Annotated in this window: 18 protein-coding genes and 1 tRNA gene; 8 read left to right on the forward strand and 11 right to left on the reverse strand. The window is 68.0% G+C overall.

Going from position 1 to position 18056, the window contains the following annotated elements; all coding sequences use genetic code 11:
• Nucleotide 1 precedes the first annotated feature (1 nt).
• Complete coding sequence (locus RU09_RS17235) at nt 2-691, forward strand: carbonic anhydrase (protein WP_042542050.1); 690 nt, start codon at nt 2-4, stop codon at nt 689-691.
• Nucleotides 688-2103 carry a class II fumarate hydratase gene (locus RU09_RS17240; RefSeq protein ID WP_042542051.1) on the forward strand — a complete coding sequence of 472 codons (1416 nt, stop codon included), beginning with the start codon at nt 688-690 and terminating at the stop codon, nt 2101-2103. The genes RU09_RS17235 and RU09_RS17240 overlap by 4 nt, the downstream gene beginning before the upstream one ends.
• Before the next feature lie 64 nt (nt 2104-2167).
• On the opposite strand, the gene RU09_RS17245 is transcribed toward RU09_RS17240, so the two are convergent.
• From RU09_RS17245 to RU09_RS17260, 4 genes are all read right to left on the reverse strand, one after another.
• Nucleotides 2168-2374 carry a YbdD/YjiX family protein gene (locus tag RU09_RS17245; protein WP_042542052.1) on the reverse strand — a complete coding sequence of 69 codons (207 nt, stop codon included), beginning with the start codon at nt 2372-2374 and terminating at the stop codon, nt 2168-2170.
• The gene (locus RU09_RS17250) at nt 2374-4605 is read right to left on the reverse strand and encodes a carbon starvation CstA family protein (RefSeq protein WP_042542053.1); all 2232 of its coding nucleotides are present in this window, start codon (nt 4603-4605) and stop codon (nt 2374-2376) included. Before RU09_RS17250 ends, RU09_RS17245 begins: the two co-directional genes overlap by 1 nt.
• A gap of 142 nt (nt 4606-4747) precedes the next feature.
• Entirely contained in the window at nt 4748-6130 is a 1383-nt protein-coding gene (locus RU09_RS17255; protein WP_042542054.1) for a PhoH family protein, read from the reverse strand.
• Between the two features lie 204 nt (nt 6131-6334).
• On the reverse strand, nt 6335-7114 hold the full coding sequence (locus tag RU09_RS17260; RefSeq protein WP_042542055.1) for an isoprenyl transferase: 780 nt from the start codon (nt 7112-7114) through the stop codon (nt 6335-6337).
• A 97-nt stretch (nt 7115-7211) separates the two neighbouring features.
• On the opposite strand from RU09_RS17260, the gene trhA reads away from it, so the two are divergent.
• Nucleotides 7212-7943 (forward strand): PAQR family membrane homeostasis protein TrhA, encoded by a 732-nt coding sequence (gene trhA / locus RU09_RS17265; protein WP_042542056.1) that lies wholly within the window; start codon nt 7212-7214, stop codon nt 7941-7943.
• 15 nt (nt 7944-7958) lie between these two features.
• Here the strand turns inward: trhA and RU09_RS17270 are convergent, their stop codons facing one another.
• Nucleotides 7959-8243: a hypothetical protein gene (locus RU09_RS17270; RefSeq protein WP_042542057.1), complete on the reverse strand. Its 285-nt coding sequence runs from the start codon at nt 8241-8243 to the stop codon at nt 7959-7961.
• A gap of 69 nt (nt 8244-8312) precedes the next feature.
• Here RU09_RS17270 and RU09_RS17275 point away from each other — a divergent pair, with 69 nt between their 5' ends.
• Nucleotides 8313-8699, forward strand: a complete 387-nt coding sequence (locus RU09_RS17275) for a DUF4307 domain-containing protein (protein WP_042542058.1) — start codon at nt 8313-8315, stop codon at nt 8697-8699.
• Between the two features lie 95 nt (nt 8700-8794).
• Nucleotides 8795-9283: a transcription elongation factor GreA gene (gene greA / locus RU09_RS17280; RefSeq protein ID WP_042542059.1), complete on the forward strand. Its 489-nt coding sequence runs from the start codon at nt 8795-8797 to the stop codon at nt 9281-9283.
• 91 nt (nt 9284-9374) lie between these two features.
• Here greA and ilvA read toward each other — a convergent pair whose 3' ends face one another.
• Complete coding sequence (ilvA, locus tag RU09_RS17285; protein WP_042542060.1) at nt 9375-10604, reverse strand: threonine ammonia-lyase; 1230 nt, start codon at nt 10602-10604, stop codon at nt 9375-9377.
• Nucleotides 10601-11797, reverse strand: a complete 1197-nt coding sequence (locus tag RU09_RS17290; RefSeq protein WP_079112501.1) for an AI-2E family transporter — start codon at nt 11795-11797, stop codon at nt 10601-10603. Before RU09_RS17290 ends, ilvA begins: the two co-directional genes overlap by 4 nt.
• 79 nt (nt 11798-11876) lie before the next feature.
• Between RU09_RS17290 and RU09_RS17295 the strand changes: the two genes are divergently transcribed.
• Both RU09_RS17295 and RU09_RS17300 read left to right on the forward strand, forming a co-directional pair.
• Complete coding sequence (locus tag RU09_RS17295; RefSeq protein ID WP_042542061.1) at nt 11877-13139, forward strand: winged helix-turn-helix domain-containing protein; 1263 nt, start codon at nt 11877-11879, stop codon at nt 13137-13139.
• Nucleotides 13136-13621, forward strand: coding sequence for a hypothetical protein (locus RU09_RS17300; RefSeq protein ID WP_042542062.1), 486 nt, complete (start codon nt 13136-13138; stop codon nt 13619-13621). The genes RU09_RS17295 and RU09_RS17300 overlap by 4 nt, the downstream gene beginning before the upstream one ends.
• 72 nt (nt 13622-13693) lie before the next feature.
• On the opposite strand, the gene RU09_RS17305 is transcribed toward RU09_RS17300, so the two are convergent.
• The 3 genes from RU09_RS17305 to RU09_RS17315 form a co-directional block, all read right to left on the reverse strand.
• Nucleotides 13694-14260 (reverse strand): LemA family protein, encoded by a 567-nt coding sequence (locus tag RU09_RS17305; RefSeq protein ID WP_042542063.1) that lies wholly within the window; start codon nt 14258-14260, stop codon nt 13694-13696.
• 88 nt (nt 14261-14348) lie between these two features.
• Nucleotides 14349-15662, reverse strand: a complete 1314-nt coding sequence (locus RU09_RS17310) for a D-arabinono-1,4-lactone oxidase (RefSeq protein ID WP_042542064.1) — start codon at nt 15660-15662, stop codon at nt 14349-14351.
• On the reverse strand, nt 15659-16906 hold the full coding sequence (locus RU09_RS17315; protein ID WP_042542065.1) for an alanine racemase: 1248 nt from the start codon (nt 16904-16906) through the stop codon (nt 15659-15661). Before RU09_RS17315 ends, RU09_RS17310 begins: the two co-directional genes overlap by 4 nt.
• Before the next feature lie 349 nt (nt 16907-17255).
• Between RU09_RS17315 and RU09_RS17320 the strand changes: the two genes are divergently transcribed.
• Nucleotides 17256-17328: transfer RNA gene (locus tag RU09_RS17320), tRNA-Leu, on the forward strand.
• 13 nt (nt 17329-17341) lie between these two features.
• Here RU09_RS17320 and RU09_RS17325 read toward each other — a convergent pair.
• Nucleotides 17342-18049, reverse strand: a complete 708-nt coding sequence (locus RU09_RS17325; protein WP_231567660.1) for a DedA family protein — start codon at nt 18047-18049, stop codon at nt 17342-17344.
• Nucleotides 18050-18056 lie beyond the last annotated feature (7 nt).

Below are 18056 nucleotides of genomic sequence, written 5' to 3' on the forward strand. Positions count from 1 at the left end.
CATGACCCACGCGCTCACGCCCGCTGCTGCCTGGAAGCAGATGCAGGACGGCAATCGGCGATTCGTCGCCGACGCACCTCAGCACCCGAACCAGGACGTGGCTCGACGCAAGCACCTCGCTGAGGCACAGCATCCGGTCGCGACGCTGTTCGGCTGCTCGGACTCGCGCCTCGCCGCGGAGATCATCTTCGACCTCGGACTCGGCGACCTGTTCGTCGTGCGCAACGCCGGCCAGGTGATCGGCGAGTCCATCGTCGCGAGCCTCGAGTATGCGGTCGCCGTGCTGAACGTGCCTCTGATCGTCGTCCTCGCGCATGACTCGTGCGGTGCCGTCCGCGCTGCCATCGACGGAACGGCCATCGACGCCGCGCCCCTGCCGCCGCACATCTGGAAGCTCATCGCCCCGATCGTCCCGGCGGCGCGCAAGGTGCTGGCCGAGAGCGGCGGCACCACCGTCGCCGAGATCGACGCGGAGCTCGTGGGCGAAGAGCACCTGCGCAACACGGTCCGGGACCTGCTGCAGTCGTCCGAGGTGATCTCGCAGGCTGTCTCCGACGGCCGTCTGGGCATCGTGGGCGCCAACTACCGTCTGGCCGAGGGCACTGCGGTGCCCGTCATCACGGTCGGAATCGACACAGACGGAAACGACACCGAGGGGCACGGCCCCGCAACCAAGGAGGGTTCGGAATGACCGACCAGCACAGTGGCGCAGACGCGCAGGGGTACCGCATCGAGCACGACACCATGGGCGAGGTGCGGGTTCCCGTGAACGCGCTCTATGGCGCACAGACGCAGCGCGCCGTCGAGAACTTCCCGATCTCGGGCAAGGGCCTGGAGTCCACGCAGATCGCCGCGCTCGCGCGCATCAAGAAGGCCGCTGCACTCGCGAACAAGGAGCTGGGAACCCTCGACGGGGCCATCGCCGACGCGATCGCCCAGGCCGCCGACCAGGTGGCCGCCGGTGCCCACGACGGTGAGTTCCCGGTCGACACTTACCAGACGGGCTCCGGCACGTCGTCGAACATGAACATGAACGAGGTGCTCGCCACTCTCGCCACCCGCATCCTCGGTGCGAACGTGCACCCGAACGACCACGTGAACGCCTCGCAGTCGTCGAACGACGTGTTCCCGACCTCCGTGCACATCGCCGTCACGCAGGCGCTCATCGACACGCTCATCCCCGCGCTCGACCACCTCGCCGTCGCCTTCGAGGCGAAGGCCGAGCTGTGGAAGGACGCGGTGAAGTCCGGCCGCACGCACCTCATGGACGCCACCCCGGTCACGCTCGGCCAGGAGTTCGGCGGCTACGCCCGTCAGATGCGCCTCGGCATCGAGCGCGTGCAGTCTGCACTCCCCCGCGTCGCCGAGGTTCCGCTGGGCGGCACCGCCACCGGGACCGGCATCAACACGCCGCTCGGATTCCCGCAGAAGGTCATCGAGCTGCTCGCCGCCGAGACCGAGCTGCCGATCACCGAGGCGAAGGACCACTTCGAGGCGCAGGCCAACCGCGACGGACTCGTCGAGGCCTCGGGCGCGCTGCGCACGATCGCGGTATCGCTGACCAAGATCAACAACGACCTGCGCTGGATGGGCTCGGGCCCCAACACGGGTCTCGGAGAGCTGCACATCCCCGACCTTCAGCCCGGCTCGTCGATCATGCCGGGCAAGGTCAACCCGGTCGTCCCCGAGGCTGTGCTGATGGTCTGCGCGCGAGTGATCGGCAACGACGCGACCGTCGCCTGGGCCGGCGCGTCCGGGTCCTTCGAGCTGAACGTCGCCATCCCGGTCATGGGCACGGCGCTGCTCGAGTCGATCCGTCTGCTCGCGAACGCCTCGCGTGTGCTCGCCGACAAGACCGTCGACGGACTGCAGGCGAACCTCGACCGCGCGGCGGCATTCGCCGGCATGAGCCCGTCGATCGTCACCCCGCTCAACAAGCTCATCGGCTACGAGGCAGCGGCGAAGATCGCCAAGCACTCGGTCGCGAAGGGCATCACGGTGCGCGACGCCGTGATCGACCTCGGATACGTCGAACGCGGCGACCTGACGCTCGAGCAGCTCGACGAGAAGCTCGACCTGCTCTCGATGACCCACCCCGGTTGATCGTCAGGCTCTGAACACGGATGCCGCAGGGACTCGGTCCCTGCGGCATCCGTCGTCTACGGCGTCAGCAGCAGCGGGCACCCGGGTCGGCATCCTGCTGCGCGTAGTGCGCCCTCCAGAACTCCCGCTCACTGAGCGGCTCTCTCTCGGGATGCCGCTCGCGCTCGTGCGCGACGTAGGACGCGTACCGCGACTGCCCGGTCACGCCGTTCACGTACCAGGCGACCGCGTGCCAGGCCCGCCGAACATGGTCGGATACCACGGCGGCCATCAGTGCCCCCTCGTGGGCTGAGCGGACGAAGGGAGTGCGTTCCACTGCTTCTCGACGGCGCGTTCCTCCGACGAGGCGATGAGACCGGCCGGTGCGAAGCGGTGCGACGGCACCTCCGGGTCCTCCTGGTCGATGACGGGCCCGGGGCGCACGGCCTGGATGACCTTGATGATCGAGATGGTGATCACGATCACCGACAGCACGAGGAACGTCACCGACAGGATGCCCTGGATCATGGTGTTGCGGACGACCGCTTCCATCGCGGCGACGCTGGTCGCCGTGCCGAAGGAGGTCTCCCCCGCCGCGAGAGCGTCGCGGAAGGCGACATGGTTCGCGAAGTAGCCGACCTGCGGCACGGTCGAGAAGATCTTCTGCAGCGAGGCCGTCACCGTCACGACCGTGACGAATGCCAGCGGCAGCGCCACCACCCAGAGAACCCTGAAGGTGCGTCTGCGCGCCACGATCGTGAGCACCACGGAGAGGGCGATCGCCGCCAGCAGCTGATTGGCGATGCCGAACAGCGGGAACAGGGTGTTGATGCCGCCGAGAGGATCCGTGACCCCCATGATCAGCACTGCGCCCCACCCCGCGACCATGACGGCCGTGCAGATCCAGGCGCCCACCCGCCACGAGGTGTCCTTGAAGCGAGGGAAGACGTTGCCGACCGAGTCCTGCAGCATGAAGCGCGCGACGCGGGTGCCGGCGTCCACCGCAGTCAGGATGAACAGCGCCTCGAACATGATCGCGAAGTGATACCAGAACGCCATCATCCCGGTGCCGCCGATCCACTGCTGCATGATGTGTGCGAGGCCGAGAGCCAGCGTCGGCGCGCCGCCCGTGCGGGAGACGATCGATTCCTCCCCCACCGCCTCTGCCGTGCTCGTGAGCATCTCGGGTGTCAGGTTCACCCCGGTCAGGCCGAGACCGTTGACGAACGCGACCGCGCCCTCGACCGTGCCGAGCGTCGCCGCCGGCGAGGAGTTCATGGCGAAGTACAGCCCGCGGTCGATAGAGATCGCGGCGACGAGCGCCATGATCGCGACGAACGACTCCATGAGCATCCCGCCGTAGCCGATGAAGCGCGTCTGCTTCTCCTTCTCGATCATCTTCGGCGTCGTGCCCGACGCGATGAGCGCATGGAATCCGCTCAGCGCCCCGCAGGCGATCGTCACGAAGAGGAACGGGAAGAGCGCCCCTGCCCAGACCGGCCCCGTCTCGCCCGCGGCGAACTCGCTGAAGGCCGGGACGGTGATCTCGGGCCGCACGAACAGGATCGCGACGGCGAGCGCCACGATCACGCCGATCTTCATGAACGTCGAGAGGTAGTCGCGCGGAGCCAGCAGCATCCACACGGGCAGCACCGCCGCGATGAAGCCGTAGACGATGATGCCCCACGCGATGGTCGTCCGGTCGAGCGTGAAGATCGCCTGACCCCAGTCGGTCTCGGCGACCATGCCGCCGCCGATGATCGCGGCCATCAGCAGCACGAAGCCGATGATCGACACCTCGGTGATCTTGCCGGGGCGGATCCATCGGAGGTACGCCCCCATGAACAGGGCGATCGGGATCGTCATCGCCACGGAGAACACGCCCCACGGGCTCTCCCCGAGGGCGTTCACGACCACGAGGGCGAGGATCGCCGTGATGATGATCATGATGAGCAGCGTCGCGATGATCGCCGCCGTTCCACCGAATCGGCCCAGCTCGTCGCGGGCCATCTGACCGAGAGAGCGTCCGCCTCGCCGCATCGAGAAGAACATCACGAGGTAGTCCTGCACCGCACCCGCGAGCACGACTCCGACGATGATCCAGATCGTGCCGGGAAGGTAGCCCATCTGGGCGGCCAGCACCGGACCGACGAGTGGACCGGCGCCCGCGATGGCGGCGAAGTGGTGGCCGAACAGCACCCGACGATCCGTCGCGACGTAGTCCTTGCCGTCCGCCTTGTACTCGGCGGGAGTCGCTCGCCGGTCGTTCGGCTTGACCAGGTTCCGCTCGATGAACTTCGAGTAGAAGCGGTAGAACACGAGGTAGGTGCAGACCGCCGCGAACACGAACCAGATCGCGTTCACCGTCTCTCCCCTGACGATCGCGAGCATCGTCCAGGCGATGCCGCCCAGCAGCGCGATCGCCACCCAGAGCACGATCTTCAGCGGTGTCCACCGCGGCTTCTCGTCCACCGCCACGGGCGGCAGCTGGTCATCTTCCACGGTCTTCGTCGCATCACTCATCGCGCATCACTCCATCGTCTGCGTTCGGTGCCACGAGCGTATGCCGACGTCAGCGCGGAGGGAAGCGAATCGCCGACGCGTCCTCCGGAATACACGACAGCGGATGCCGTGAGACCACGGCATCCGCTGTCGAAGAGTCAGCTCAGCTGAGCTCGCCTCCCTCCAGAAGCTCAGTCACGAGGGCGGCGATCGCGGAGCGCTCCGAGCGCATCAGGGTCACGTGGGCGAAGAGGTCGTGTCCCTTGAGCGTCTCGATGACGCTGGCGATGCCGTCGTGGCGTCCGACGCGGAGGTTGTCGCGCTGACCGACGTCGTGGGTCAGGATCACTCGGGAGTTCTGCCCCATGCGGCTGAGCACCGTCAGCAGCACGTTGCGCTCGAGCGACTGCGCCTCGTCGACGATCACGAACGCGTCGTGCAGCGACCGACCGCGGATGTGCGTGAGCGGAAGCACCTCGAGGATGCCCCGTTCGACGATCTCCTCCATGACGTTGCCCGAGACCACCGAGCCGAGCGTGTCGAAGACCGCCTGCCCCCACGGGCCCATCTTCTCGCCCTGGTCGCCGGGGAGGTACCCGAGCTCCTGGCCCCCGACGGCGAACAGCGGTCGGAACACGATGATCTTCTTCTGCTGCTGCCGCTCGAGCACCGCCTCGAGACCCGCGCAGAGCGCCAGTGCCGACTTTCCGGTGCCCGCACGCCCGCCGAGCGAGACGATGCCGATGTCGGGGTCGGTGAGCAGGTCGATCGCGATCCGCTGTTCGGCGGATCGCCCGTGCATCCCGAAGATGTCGCGATCGCCGCGCACGAGCTTGTACTCGCCGTCGCCGGTCACCCTGCCGAGGGCGGATCCGCGCTCGGAGTGGATGATGAGGCCGGTGTTGACCGCCAGGCCTCTGGCGTCTTCACTGATGCCCACCTCGCTCTCGTACAGGTCGCTGATCTCATCGCCCGACAGGTCTAGCGTGGTGATGCCGGTCCAGCCCGAGTCGACGGCCTGCTCGGCGAGGTACTCCTCGGCGCGAAGGCCGAGGGACGCCGCCTTGACCCGCATCGGAAGGTCTTTCGAGACGATGGTGACGTCCTGCCCGTCCTGCGCGAGGTTCATGGCGACGGAGAGGATGCGGGTGTCGTTGTCGCTCAGCCGGATCCCGGCGGGGAGCACCGACGAGTCGGTGTTGGCCAGCTCGACGCGGAGCGTGCCGCCCTCGCCCACCTCGACCGGGAAGTCCAGACGACCGTGCTCGATGCGCAGGTCGTCGAGGTGACGCAGCGCCTGACGGGCGAAGTAGCCGATCTCGGGGTCGTGGCGCTTGCCCTCGAGCTCGGTGATGACCACGACCGGGACGACCACCGAATGCTCGGCGAACCGGAAGAAGGCCTGAGGATCACTCAGCAGGACGGACGTGTCGAGCACGTAGGTCCGGAGATCCTGATCAGGATCAGCGGACGCTGCTCGCGTCGTCGTCTTACGGGTGGACTGCTGCGCTGTGCCTGTGGACTGCTGCGCTGTACGTGAGGTCACGACCCACTCCCGACCCGGGGAATCCCGGTTTGTTCGAACGAGTCGACCAGGGGGTCACGAGTCGTCAACCTGAGGCCGACCCGACGGGCGCCTTGCCCGATGCCTAGAAGTTACGACCAGGTGCCGACATTCGCCTGGCTCGACACGCCACCAGTTCGTTACGTGTTGATTAACGGGATGTGACCGGCCCCCTGATGCACCGTCTCAGCGGCCGAAGCGCCGATCGCGGTCGGCGAAGTCGCGAATCGCTCGCAGGAAGTCGACCTGGCGCAGATCCGGCCCGAGCGCCTCGACGAAGTAGAACTCGCTGTGCGCGCTCTGCCACAGGAGGAAGTCGCTCAGTCGCTGCTCGCCGCTCGTGCGGATGACGAGATCGGGATCCGGCTGGCCGCCGGTGTAGAGATGTTCGCCGATCATCTCGGGTGTGAGATGCGCGGCGAGGTCTTCGATCGTCCCTCCGGACGCCTGATGCGCGGTGACGATGCTGCGCACGGCGTCGACGATCTCGTTGCGGCCGCCGTAGCCGACCGCGAGGTTGACGTGCAGCCCCGTGTGGTCGCGCGTGCGCTCCTGTGCGTCGTCGAGCACTCTCGCGAGCTCCGCGGGGAGGATGTCCGAGCGGCCGACGTGCTTCACTCGCCAGTTGCCCTCGCGCGACAGAGCCTCGGCGAGCTCCGCGATGATCTCGATCAGGTCGGCCAGCTCTGCCGAGTCGCGCTTGAGCAGGTTGTCACTCGACAGAAGATAGAGCGACACGACGCGGATGCCGAGCTCGTCGCACCATCCGAGGAACTCCCGCATCTTGGCGGCACCGGCCCGATGCCCCTCAGCCGGAGTGTCATAGCCCAGCTGTCGCGCCCAACGCCGATTGCCGTCGATCATCATTGCGACGTGGTGCGGAACCGACTCGGGGTCGAGGTGTCGGCGAAGCCTGCTGGTATAGAGCCGGTACAGCGGCCCCCGCCCCTGAACATCGCGTGACATCACCTCCCTACGCTATCGTGTCGGCGGTCTCGGGACCGAGGACCGATCCTCAGGATATGTACGCTCGGCTGCATGATCGCCCGCATAGAGTGAGGGCGTGAGCACACCCGACTCCTCGGTACCCGACGTCCCCCAGCTGCCCCTCCTGGAGGATGCCGCGCACGACGTCGCCGCGGCCGAGATCAAACCCACCTGGCGAGGCTGGCTGCATGCGGCCACCTTCCCGATCGCCATCGTCGCCGGTGTGGTGCTGATCGTCGTCGCCCAGGGTGGTGCCGCGAAGTGGGCTGCGGCGGTGTTCATGGCGTCATCGCTGCTGCTGTTCGGCAACTCGGCGCTGTATCACCGGATCGACTGGAGTCCGAAGGTCAAGATGATCCTCAAGCGGATCGACCACGCGAACATCCTGCTCCTGATCGCCGGGACGTACACCCCGCTCGCCGTGCTGGCGCTCCCCCCGGGCAAGGGCGCGCTGCTCCTCGTCTTCGTCTGGTCGGGTGCGCTGGTCGGCATCCTGTTCCGCGTGTTCTGGATCAATGCCCCTCGGTGGCTGTATGTCGCGCTCTACCTGCTGCTCGGATGGGCGGCGGTGATGTACCTCGCCGACCTGTTCGTCGCGAACGCGACCATGATGGCGCTCGTCATCGTCGGCGGCCTGCTCTACACGGGCGGCGCGATCGTCTACGCGCTCAAGAAGCCCAACCCGTGGCCGGGCCATTTCGGCTTCCACGAGATCTTCCACCTGTGCACGGTGCTCGCGTTCCTGTGCCACTGGGTCGCGTGCCTGCTCATCGCGCTGGCGCCGCTGTCCCCGTCGCTCGGGGCCTGAACCGCTCCGGTCAGGTCAGCGCTTCTCGGGGTCGTCGTCGCCCTCGCGGACGATCGGCAGATCGGTATCCGTCTCGGTCGCCTCGTCGGCCGCGAGCGCGGCCTCTTCGGCATCGAGCTCGTCCCTGACCTCTTCGCGGTAGCGCACCCGACGGATCCGACGGTTCATGTCGAGGATCAGCAGGATCACCGCGATGAGGATGATCACCACGGCGGCGAAGCCGACGAATCCGGGCGTGACCAGCTCCGGTGCCACGGTCATCGTGGGCGTCGGCATCGGGGTCTCGGTCAGAGCAAGCATGGAGTCTGCCTTTCATGCGCAGGTCGCATAACCTGGAGTTACCAGCCTAACGACCGGAAGACCCACCCCGTGACGACCGCACAACAGCTCGACGACCGCTATGGCCGCACCCGCACCCGACGGGGTCCGTGGATCATCGTCATCGCCATCGCCGCACTTCTCGTCGGCGCGTTCGGCTGGATGATCGTCACGTCGCAGATGAACGCCGTCGACTCCGACGACCTCGGCTTCGACCTGGTCGACGAGCACAGCGTCACCGTGCGCTTCCAGATCACCGGCGTGCAGGGCAAGGACGTGGCCTGCGTCGTCGAGGCGCTCGACGAGGAGTTCGGAGTGGTCGGCTGGAAGGTCGTCGAGATCCCTGCGGGAGACACGCATTCGCAGGCGCTCTCGGCCACGGTTCCCACCGTCTCGGCCGCGACGACAGGTTTGGTGAACAGCTGCTGGGTCGCCTAGACTCGTGCCAGACAGATGACGCCCTGGCACGTGCCGGGGCGTCTTGGCATATCCCCCGCGGAACGTCGCCGGGTACCTACCGAAGGAGCTTCGTCATGTCTACTGACGCTCAGGTTCCCTTCCTCACGCAGGAAGCGTATGACCGGCTCGTCGCCGAGCTCGAGCACCTCTCCACCACCGGTCGCGAAGAGATCGCCAAGCGCATCGAAGCGGCCCGCGAAGAGGGCGACCTCAAGGAGAACGGCGGCTACCACGCCGCCAAGGACGAGCAGGGCAAGCAGGAGGCGCGGATCCGCACCCTCGAGAACCTCCTCAAGACGGCCAAGGTCGGTGAGGCGCCCGCGAGCCGCGGCATCGTCGAGCCCGGCACCGTCGTCACCGCGATCGTCGCCGGCGGCGAAGAGGTCTTCCTGCTCGGCAGCCGCGAGATCGCCGTGGGCAGCGACCTCGACGTCTACAGCGAGGCCAGCCCGCTCGGACAGGCGATCCTCGGACTCAAGGTCGGCGAGAAGTCGTCCTATGAGGCTCCGAACGGCCGCGCGATCTCGGTCGAGATCGTGAACGTCGACACCTACACGGGCTGACACCGGTCAGCATCGGGCTCGTGCCCTGACATGCAGATGCCCCGTCCGACCGGACGGGGCATCTGCATGTCAAGGCTGTGTGCGCGTCGCGTCAGTCCGGCACGACGATCGGCTGGAAGCCGGCGTGGCGGAGCGTGTCCAGGGTGTGCTCGGAGTGCTCGGCACCGCGCGTCTCGACGCTGAGCTCGAGGAACACCTCGCTGATCTGCAGGCCGTGCCCGTGCCGGGTGTGCATGGCCTCGATGACGTTGGCTCCCGCCTGGGCGATGAGCTCCGAGACTCGCGCGAGCTGACCGGGGCGATCGGGCAGCGGGATGCGGATCGTGAGATAACGGCCCGAGGCCGCGAGGCCGTGGGAGACGACACGCTGCAGCAGCAGCGGGTCGATGTTGCCTCCGGAGACAACGGCCATGGTCGTGCCGCTCGCCTTCACCTTGCCGGCGAGGATCGCGGCGACACCCACCGCTCCGGCGGGCTCCGCGATCACCTTGGACTGCTCGAGAAGAACCAGAATGGCGCGCGCCAGGTCGTCGTCGGTCACGGTGACGACTTCGTCGACGAGGTCCTTGATGATCTCGAACGGTATGGCCCCCGGTCGCGCGACCAGGATTCCGTCGGCGATCGTCGGCTTCGTCTCGATGTCGACGGGGTACCCGGCCTCCAGCGAGGGGATCATCGCCGCGGCGTTCTCGGCCTGTACGCCGATGATGCGCACAGAGCGCCCGAGTTCGGCAGCCTTGGCCTTCACCGCGGCCGCGACGCCGGCGATGAGGCCCCCGCCGCCGATTCCCAACACGATCGTGTCGACATCGGGAGCGTCCTCGAGCAGCTCGAGTCCGAGTGTGCCCTGCCCGATGACGACGTCGCGGTGGTCGAACGGGTGGATGATCACTGCCCCCGTACGCTCGGCGAACTCAGCGGCGAGTCGCAGCGAGGTCGCCACGGTCTCTCCCTCGAGCACGACCTCGGCACCGTAGCTCCTCGTCGCCAGCAGCTTGGGCACCGGAATGCCCAGGGGCACGAAGATGGTCGCCTGGATTCCGAGCGTCTGAGCCGCGAGGGCGACGCCCTGTGCATGGTTTCCGGCGGACGCTGCGACCACGCCGCGTGAACGCTCCTCGGCGCTCAGCTGCGAGAGGCGGTATGCCGAACCACGGATCTTGAAGGATCCCGTTCGCTGCAGGTTCTCCATCTTGAGCACCACCGGTGCGCCGAGCACGTCCGACAGGGCGCGCGAGGGCAGGGTCGGCGTTCGCGTGATCACCTCAGCCAGACTCTGAGCGGCGTTCTCGAACTCGGTCAGGCTGGGGACTGCGCTCATCGATTCCTCCGTGTGCGCTCGCGCGGCACTGTGCTCCAGATAAGGTCTGCGTTCGGTTTATCGCCGGTGCGCCAGGCGCCGGTGCTGACTGTCACCGCGGCGACGTTGACGAAGGCCGCGAGAGGCACCGCGAACAGCGCGCCGGGGATGCCGCCGACCATCGAGCCCCCGGCGACCACCAGGACGACGGCGAGCGGATGCACCTTCACTGCCGAGCCCATGAGGATCGGCTGCAGGATGTGACCCTCGAGCTGCTGCACGCCGAGCACGACGGCCAGCATCGCGAGCGCGATCCAGGGGCCGTTGTAGACCAGCGCGAGCAGTACGGCGATCGCGCCGGTCACGACGGCACCGACGATCGGCACGAACGAACCGAGGAAGACGAGCACGGCGACGGGGATCGCCAGCGGCACGCCGAGCAGAGCGGCGCCGACGCCGATGCCGACCGCATCGATCGCGGCGACGAGCAGTTGGGTTCGGGCGTAGTTGACGATCGTCGCGAAGCCGTTGCTCGCGGCGGCGTCGGCGGCGGGGCGCGCAGCGCGCGGGAAGAGGCGCAGCGTCCACTCCCAGATGCCCCGGCCGTCGGCGAGCAGGCAGATCAGGATGAAGAGCGAGAGGACCGCACCGGTCACGACGTGCGCCGCGGTCGTGCCGACTGCGAGCGCACCGTTCAAGAGCGTCTGAGTCTGCTCGTTGACGACCTGGAGGGCCTGGTCGATGTATCCCTGGATCTGCGAGTCGCTGAGGTGCAGCGGTCCGGTGAGCAGGAACTGACGGAACTCGTCGACCGCCTGCGCACTGCGCTCCTGCACGTCGGGCAGCTGCGCACGGACCTGCCAGATCACGAGCCACATGAGCAGGGACACGATCGCGAGCGTGCCGATGATCGAGAGGGCGACGGCCAGCCACCGCGGGAAGCGGTGGCGCAGCATCCACTGGAATCCCGGCCACAGCAGGGCCGTGATCAGGATGCCGACCATGAGCGGGATCACGAGGAGCTTCAGCTCGATGACGAGCCAGATGAATCCGGCCACCACCGCGGCGATCAGCAGAATCCGCCACGAGTATGCCGCCGTGACGCGCAGCCCTCGCGGGACCGCCTCGTCGGCCTCGGTGGTCACCGTGCGATCAAGGGAGACGGGGCGCGGACGGAAGAGGTCTCTCAGCCGCGGACGCTGCTCTTCGCTCATCGCCCAAGTCTACGGCGCAGCCGCCGACCGTCGTGACGGGCCGGGCGCGGATGTCGGCGCTCGGCGCTACCCTGACGAGGTGACCGACACCCTCAGCGCCGCCCAGGCCCGTCGCATCGCGCTCGCCGCGCAGGGCTTCTCTCGTGCACGCCCGGCCTCGGTGTCGGCCCGGCACATCCACCGCGTCATGGATCGTCTCGGCGTGCTGCAGATCGACTCGGTCAACGTGTTCGCACGGTCGCACTACATGCCGCTGTTCTCGCGCCTGGGTGCCTACGAACCGGCGCTCTTCGATCGCGTCTTCCATTCGCGCACGACCCATTACGTCGAGTACATGGCTCACGAGGCGACGTTCATCCCCATCGAGGACTGGCCTCTGTGGCGATTCCGCATGGATCACTTCCGCGCCAGATGGGCGGCGCCCGACTCATGGATGAGCACCAACACGCGCACCCTCCGCTGGGTGCAGGACGAGCTCCGAGCCAGGGGGCCGCTGCGACCGGCCGACCTCCGCGACGACGCTCCTCGCGAGCGTGGCACATGGTGGGATTGGGATGACGTGAAGCTCGCCCTCGAGCACCTGTGGCGCACCGGCGACGTGGCGATCAGCGGTCGAAAGGGCTTCGAGCGCACGTACGCGCTCGCCGAGCAGGTGATCCCCGACGCCATCCTGTCGCAGCATGTGCCCCGAGAGGACGCGATCCGCGAGCTCACCCGGCGCGCGGCACGATCGTCGGGGGTCGCGACCCAGTCGGACCTCGCGGACTACCACCGCATCCGCGACCGAGCGGCGGTGTCGCAGTCGATCGCGGATCTGGTCGACTCAGGCGAGATCCTCGCGGTCTCCGTGCGCGGCTGGGACCGCGGCGGTCGTCCGCTGCCCAGCTGGAGGCACCGCGACGCCGTGCTGCCGCGCAGGATCGACGCCGCCGCGCTCCTGACGCCTTTCGATCCCGTGGTCTGGTTCCGTGACAGGGCTCTGCGCGCCTTCGAGCTCGATTACCGGATCGAGATCTACGTTCCTGCCGAGAAGCGGCGATACGGGTACTACTCGCTGCCCGTGCTCGTCGGCGACCGCATCGTGGCGCGTGTCGATCTCAAGGCCGACCGCGCGACGTCGACGCTCCAGGTGCAATCGGCCTGGTGGGAGCCTCAGGGCCAGCCGGGCGCGGATGCCGAGAAGATCGCCGCCGAGCTCGCCCTCGCGGCGGCGTGGCAGGGACTGGCGCACGTCTCCGTCTCGCGCTGGGGCACCGCGTCCGAGGCTCTGCATGCGGCGCTGTCCGGTCGCGCAGACGCATCCGTGCGTCGCCATGTGCACGCCAGAGAGGCATCCGGGTGAATCGCCGCCTCGCGTGGACGATCGGGGGCGGTGTCGCCGCGCTCCTGGTCGCGGGGGCAGCCGTGTGGCTCTGGCAGGCGTCGAGCGACATCCCCTCGGCACGGACCACGCCGACCGCGACGAGCTCGCCGACACCCGATGCCGATCCGCGGGCTCTGGCGCAGCGGGCGCTCGACGATCACCTCGAGGACTGCACCTCTGCCGAGCTCACCGACGGCGTCGTCCCCGAGGGGTGCGGGATCAGGATCCCGTGGGGCACCGAGTTCGCCGCGGTCGACGACGTCCGCTTCCGCGTCGAGCGGATGCCGGTGCTGGAGCTGACCGATGACGGATTCATCGCCGAAGGCGGCATCCTCGTCGCGACCGTGTCGGGCACCGGACAAGACGGCAGTCCGCGAACCGAGACCTATCGCACGGACTCGTGGACGCTCCGCGGCGACGCGAGCGTCGAGGATGGGGACGTCGATCTCGACGTGTGGTGAGCAGCGCTCCGAGTCAGCGCCCGAATACGCAGAAGGCCCGATGCGACGATGCGCATCGGGCCTTCCCGCAGGTCAGAACTGCACGCGCGGCGGCTCGGAGATCGCGCCGCTGTCGGCGACCTCGAAGAACTCGCGTTCGGTGAATCCGAGCCCCTTCGCGAAGAGGTTGTTCGGGAAGACCTTGATCTTCGTGTTCAGCTCGCGGACCCCGCCGTTGTAGAAGCGGCGCGCGGCCTGGATCTTGTCTTCGGTGTCGACGAGGGCCTGCTGCACCTGCAGGAAGTTCTGGCTCGCCTGCAGCTGCGGATAGGCCTCCGCGACCGCGAAGAGGCTGCGAAGCGCCTGCTGGAGGTGCCCCTCTGCGATTCCCGCCTCACCCGGGCTGCCGGCCGAGAGCGTCTCCGCTCGCGCACGAGTGACGTTCTCGAAGACCGCCTTCTCATGCGAGGCGTAACCCTTGACCGTCTCGATGAGGTTGGGTATCAGATCTGCCCTGCGCTTCAGTTGGACCGTGATGCCACTCCACGCCTCGTCGACGCGGACGTTCAGCTGCACCAGCGAGTTGTAGGTCGCCCAGAGGTAGATTCCGATGAGCAGAATCACACCGACGACGATCAGTACCGGCACGAGCCATTCCATCAGAGGCCCACCCTTCCTCGTGTTTGTCTCATCCTATCGGCGCAGCCTGCGCGTCGACTGGGTGCGGCGGTCAGGCGCAGAACCCGGATCATGCGCCGAGAACCCGATCGAGGTATCGATTGGTGAACCGACGCTCGGGGTCGAGCCGGTCGCGCAGCGCGGTGAAATCGCCGAAACGGGGATAGCGCTCCTGCAGCTGCTCGGCTGTCTGCGTGTGCAGTTTGCCCCAGTGCGGGCGCCCGCCGTGCTCGAGCATGATCTGCTCCACGGCCTCGAAGTAGGCGGACGGGTCGGCGCGCCAGTAGCGGTGGACCGCGATGTATCCGCTCGCCCTGCCGTATGCCGTCGACAGCCACCTGTCGTCCTCCGCCGCGAAGCGCACCTCGATCGGGAACTCGATGCGCCACCCGCGTCGCTCGATGAGGTCGCGGACCGCGCGGAACGCCGGCACCACGTTCTCGGCGGGCACCGCATATTCCATCTCACGGAACCTGACAGTACGGCTCTGGGTCAGGACTCGATGCGAGAGCTCTGTGTACCGCCGGTCGCCCGTGAGCTTCACCGCAAGCCTGTTGAAGGGCGGGGTGATGGCCGGCATCGCCTGTCCCGTCGCGCACACCGCTCGGTACACGCCGTTCGAGAGCACCGTCTCGTCGATCCAGCGCCCCAGGACGGGAAGCGGCTGCCGCCTCGTCGACTCCGGCACCCTCGTCTGTCTCTTGGTCAGGGCGATGTCGGTGTGCGGAAACCAGTAGAACTCGAAGTGGTCCGATGCCTCGACCCTGTCGTGCAGGGCCTCGAGAACGTCGTCGAGCGGTTCCGGCTCATCGATCGCCTCCATGAGGAAGATCGGCACGCACTGCAGCGTCACCTCGACCAGGATGCCGAGCGCGCCCAGACCCAGCGCGATAGCGGGGAGCAGGTCTGCGTTCTGTCCCTCGTCCACCCGGAGGAACTCCCCTGCGGCGGTCACCAGCGTCGCGCCGACGACCTGGGTCGCGAGGCCGCCGAAGCCGGCGCCGGTACCGTGCGTCCCCGTCGAGACCGCACCCGAGATGGATTGCCGGTCGATGTCGCCGAGATTCTCCATCGCGAGGCCGAACGGTGCGAGGAGCGAAGGGATGCGGTGCAGTCGTGTGCCCGCGAGCAGCGTCGCTCGTCCGGTGGCCGCGTCCGCCGACACCAGGCCCTGCATGTCGTCGAGCTCCAGGAGCACGCCGGGAGCGACGGCGATGCCCGTGAAGCTGTGTCCCGCGCCGACCGCCTTCACCGTGAGCCCCTGCGCGACCGCGGCGCGGACCGCGCGCTGCACGCCTTCAGGGCTTCGCGGGCGCTCGACGCGCAGCGGTGTGACCTGCGCAGACCTCGCCCAGTTCTGCCAGGTGCCCCCGATCCGGGTCACAGGAACGCCTTCCCCTCGCCGCGATACGTCGGAAGCTCGTCGACGATCTCATCGCCCGACACGAGCTGGTAGCTGTCGATGCGCTCGGCAGGCTCGCCGCTCTTCGCGTGGCGGAACCAGACACGGTCGCCCACTCCGAGCCGCTCGGCCTCGCGGCCCTGCAGCGGTGTCTGCACCTCGCCTGCGGCCTCGCGGGACAGCGTGCGCAGCCCCTGCGGCCAGACGGGCAGCGGTTGCCGCGACGCGACAGCGGGGCCGGAAGCGATCCATCCGCCGCCGAGCACGGTTGCGATGTCGGCCGCGGGGCGCCGCACCACGTCGAACGCGAAGGCGGACGCCGGTGCGGGGCGGAATGATCGATAGCCGTCGAAGAGATGCCCGCCGAGCAGTCCGCTGCCCGCGCTCGCCTCGGTCAGCGATTCGTCGCTGCCAGTGAACTCGAGCGAACCGGTTCCGCCGCCGTTGAGGAATTCGAGCGATGCGACCTCTGACAAGGCGCCGACGATCGCGGCTCGACGCTCACGCAGCTCGGATCGGGAACGCGCCTGCATGAGACGGATCACCGGCGCATCCGCTCCGGCGTTGTCTCCCTGGCCCGCGATCTGAGCCTCGTACATCTGAAGTCCGACGAGCCGGAACCCGGGGCGGCGCACGATCTTGCGTGCGAAGGCGGCGACCTCGCCCGCGGTGAACAGAGCAGACCGTCGCACCCCGATGTGGCCGAGCGCGACGGATCGCAGTGATGCGTCGGCGTCGACCGCGACCCGGATGTCCGGGCGGCTGCCTGCGGGCGCGACGCTGTCGATGATGTCGAGGTGCGCCGGATCGTCGACCATCAACGTGATCCGTTGCGCCGCCTCCTCGGATTCGAAGAGCTGTGCGAGTCCCGCGCGGTCGACCGTCGGATAGCCGACGACGATGTCATCGTGCGTCTCGGCGAGCCACAGAGCTTCGGCCAGCGTGAAGGCGAGGATCCCTCTGAACCCGGGCAGCTGCAGCACGGCGTCGAGCACCGAGCGCACCCGCACGGACTTCGACGCGACGCGGATCGGCAGTCCGCCCGCGCGAACCAGCAGATCCAGGGCGTTGTAGCGCAGAGCTTCTCGATCGATCACTGCCACGGGAGCCGGCAGATGGCCGGTCGCCGCAGACAGGCGCGGCCAGAATCGTGACGGGTCGAGCCACTCGGGGGAAACGGCGTTTCGTTCCTGATCGGGGCTCAGATCGGCGGTGAGGTCGAGCACTCCCCCACCTTATGGGGTGGGCGGACTCGGATTCAGTCTTTCTGAGATCGAGTTGCACTGCCTGTCGCGACCCCTATCTGGAAATCCCGATACATCAGCGGCGATCGTCGTAATGAACAGCACGGATCGCCGTCTTGATCTCTGAGGCCGCCATTCACGGCGGTCTCACCGGCCATGCCCGGCCGGTCGCCGGGGGGCGGCGATGCTGTCTGATCAGCATCACGGGGAGGCGGGCGCGGGGGGCGCCCGCCTCCCCTCGCGCGGCTCGGGCAGCACGGCGAGCGTGGCACCGCGTCTGTCGCGCACCCAGATGCGACCCCCGTGTACTCTGAGCCAGTCACGGCATGGAGCCCCCGTAGCCCAATGGCAGAGGCAGGCGACTTAAAATCGCTTCAGTCTGGGTTCGAGTCCCAGCGGGGGCACGTCGTGCTCTGCTCAGTCCTCCACGAGCCAGTCCGCGAGATCGGGTGGACGCGTGCTCCGCGCCTTCGACCCACGTGCCTCACGGACGCGTCGGACGATGAGCACGGCGAGCGCGACGGCGAGCGCGGAGTACACGGCGTAGTCGAGGTAGCCGAGCAGGTGCTCCAGCTGTTCGTGCTGAGTGCCGAGCAGCGCACCGACCCCGATGAGCAGCGTGTTCCACAGGCCACTGCCCACGATCGTGTACACGCTGAAGCGGGTCAGGTTCATGCGAGTCGCGCCCGCGGGAATCGAGATGAGGCTGCGCACGCCGGGAACCATCCGGCCGACGAGCACCGTCCACCCGCCGCTTCGCCGGAACCAGTGCACTCCGCGATCCAGGTCCGCACGGCTGACCAGCTTGGTGGCGGAGAGGAGCCGTACCGCCCGATCGATGCCGATCGCCGCACCGAGCCAATAGAGCAGGAGTGCGCCGATCCACGACGCCAGAGTGCTCCAGACGATCAGCCATCCGAGGGTGAGCTCGCCGCTCTGGCTCAGATACCCCGCGAAGGGCAGGATCACCTCGCTGGGAATGGGCGGGACGAGCACCTCGAGGAACACCAGCACACCCACCCCGATGTCGCCGAGCTGGGTGAGAACGTCAGCGGCGAATCCGGTGAGGCCGGAGAACCCGTGATCCGACGCCGACGGGGCGGCGGTCATGCTGGCGGTGCTCATGCCGGCG

This window comes from Microbacterium sp. MEJ108Y (assembly GCF_000834175.1).
Classification (GTDB): Bacteria; Actinomycetota; Actinomycetes; order Actinomycetales; family Microbacteriaceae; genus Microbacterium; species Microbacterium forte.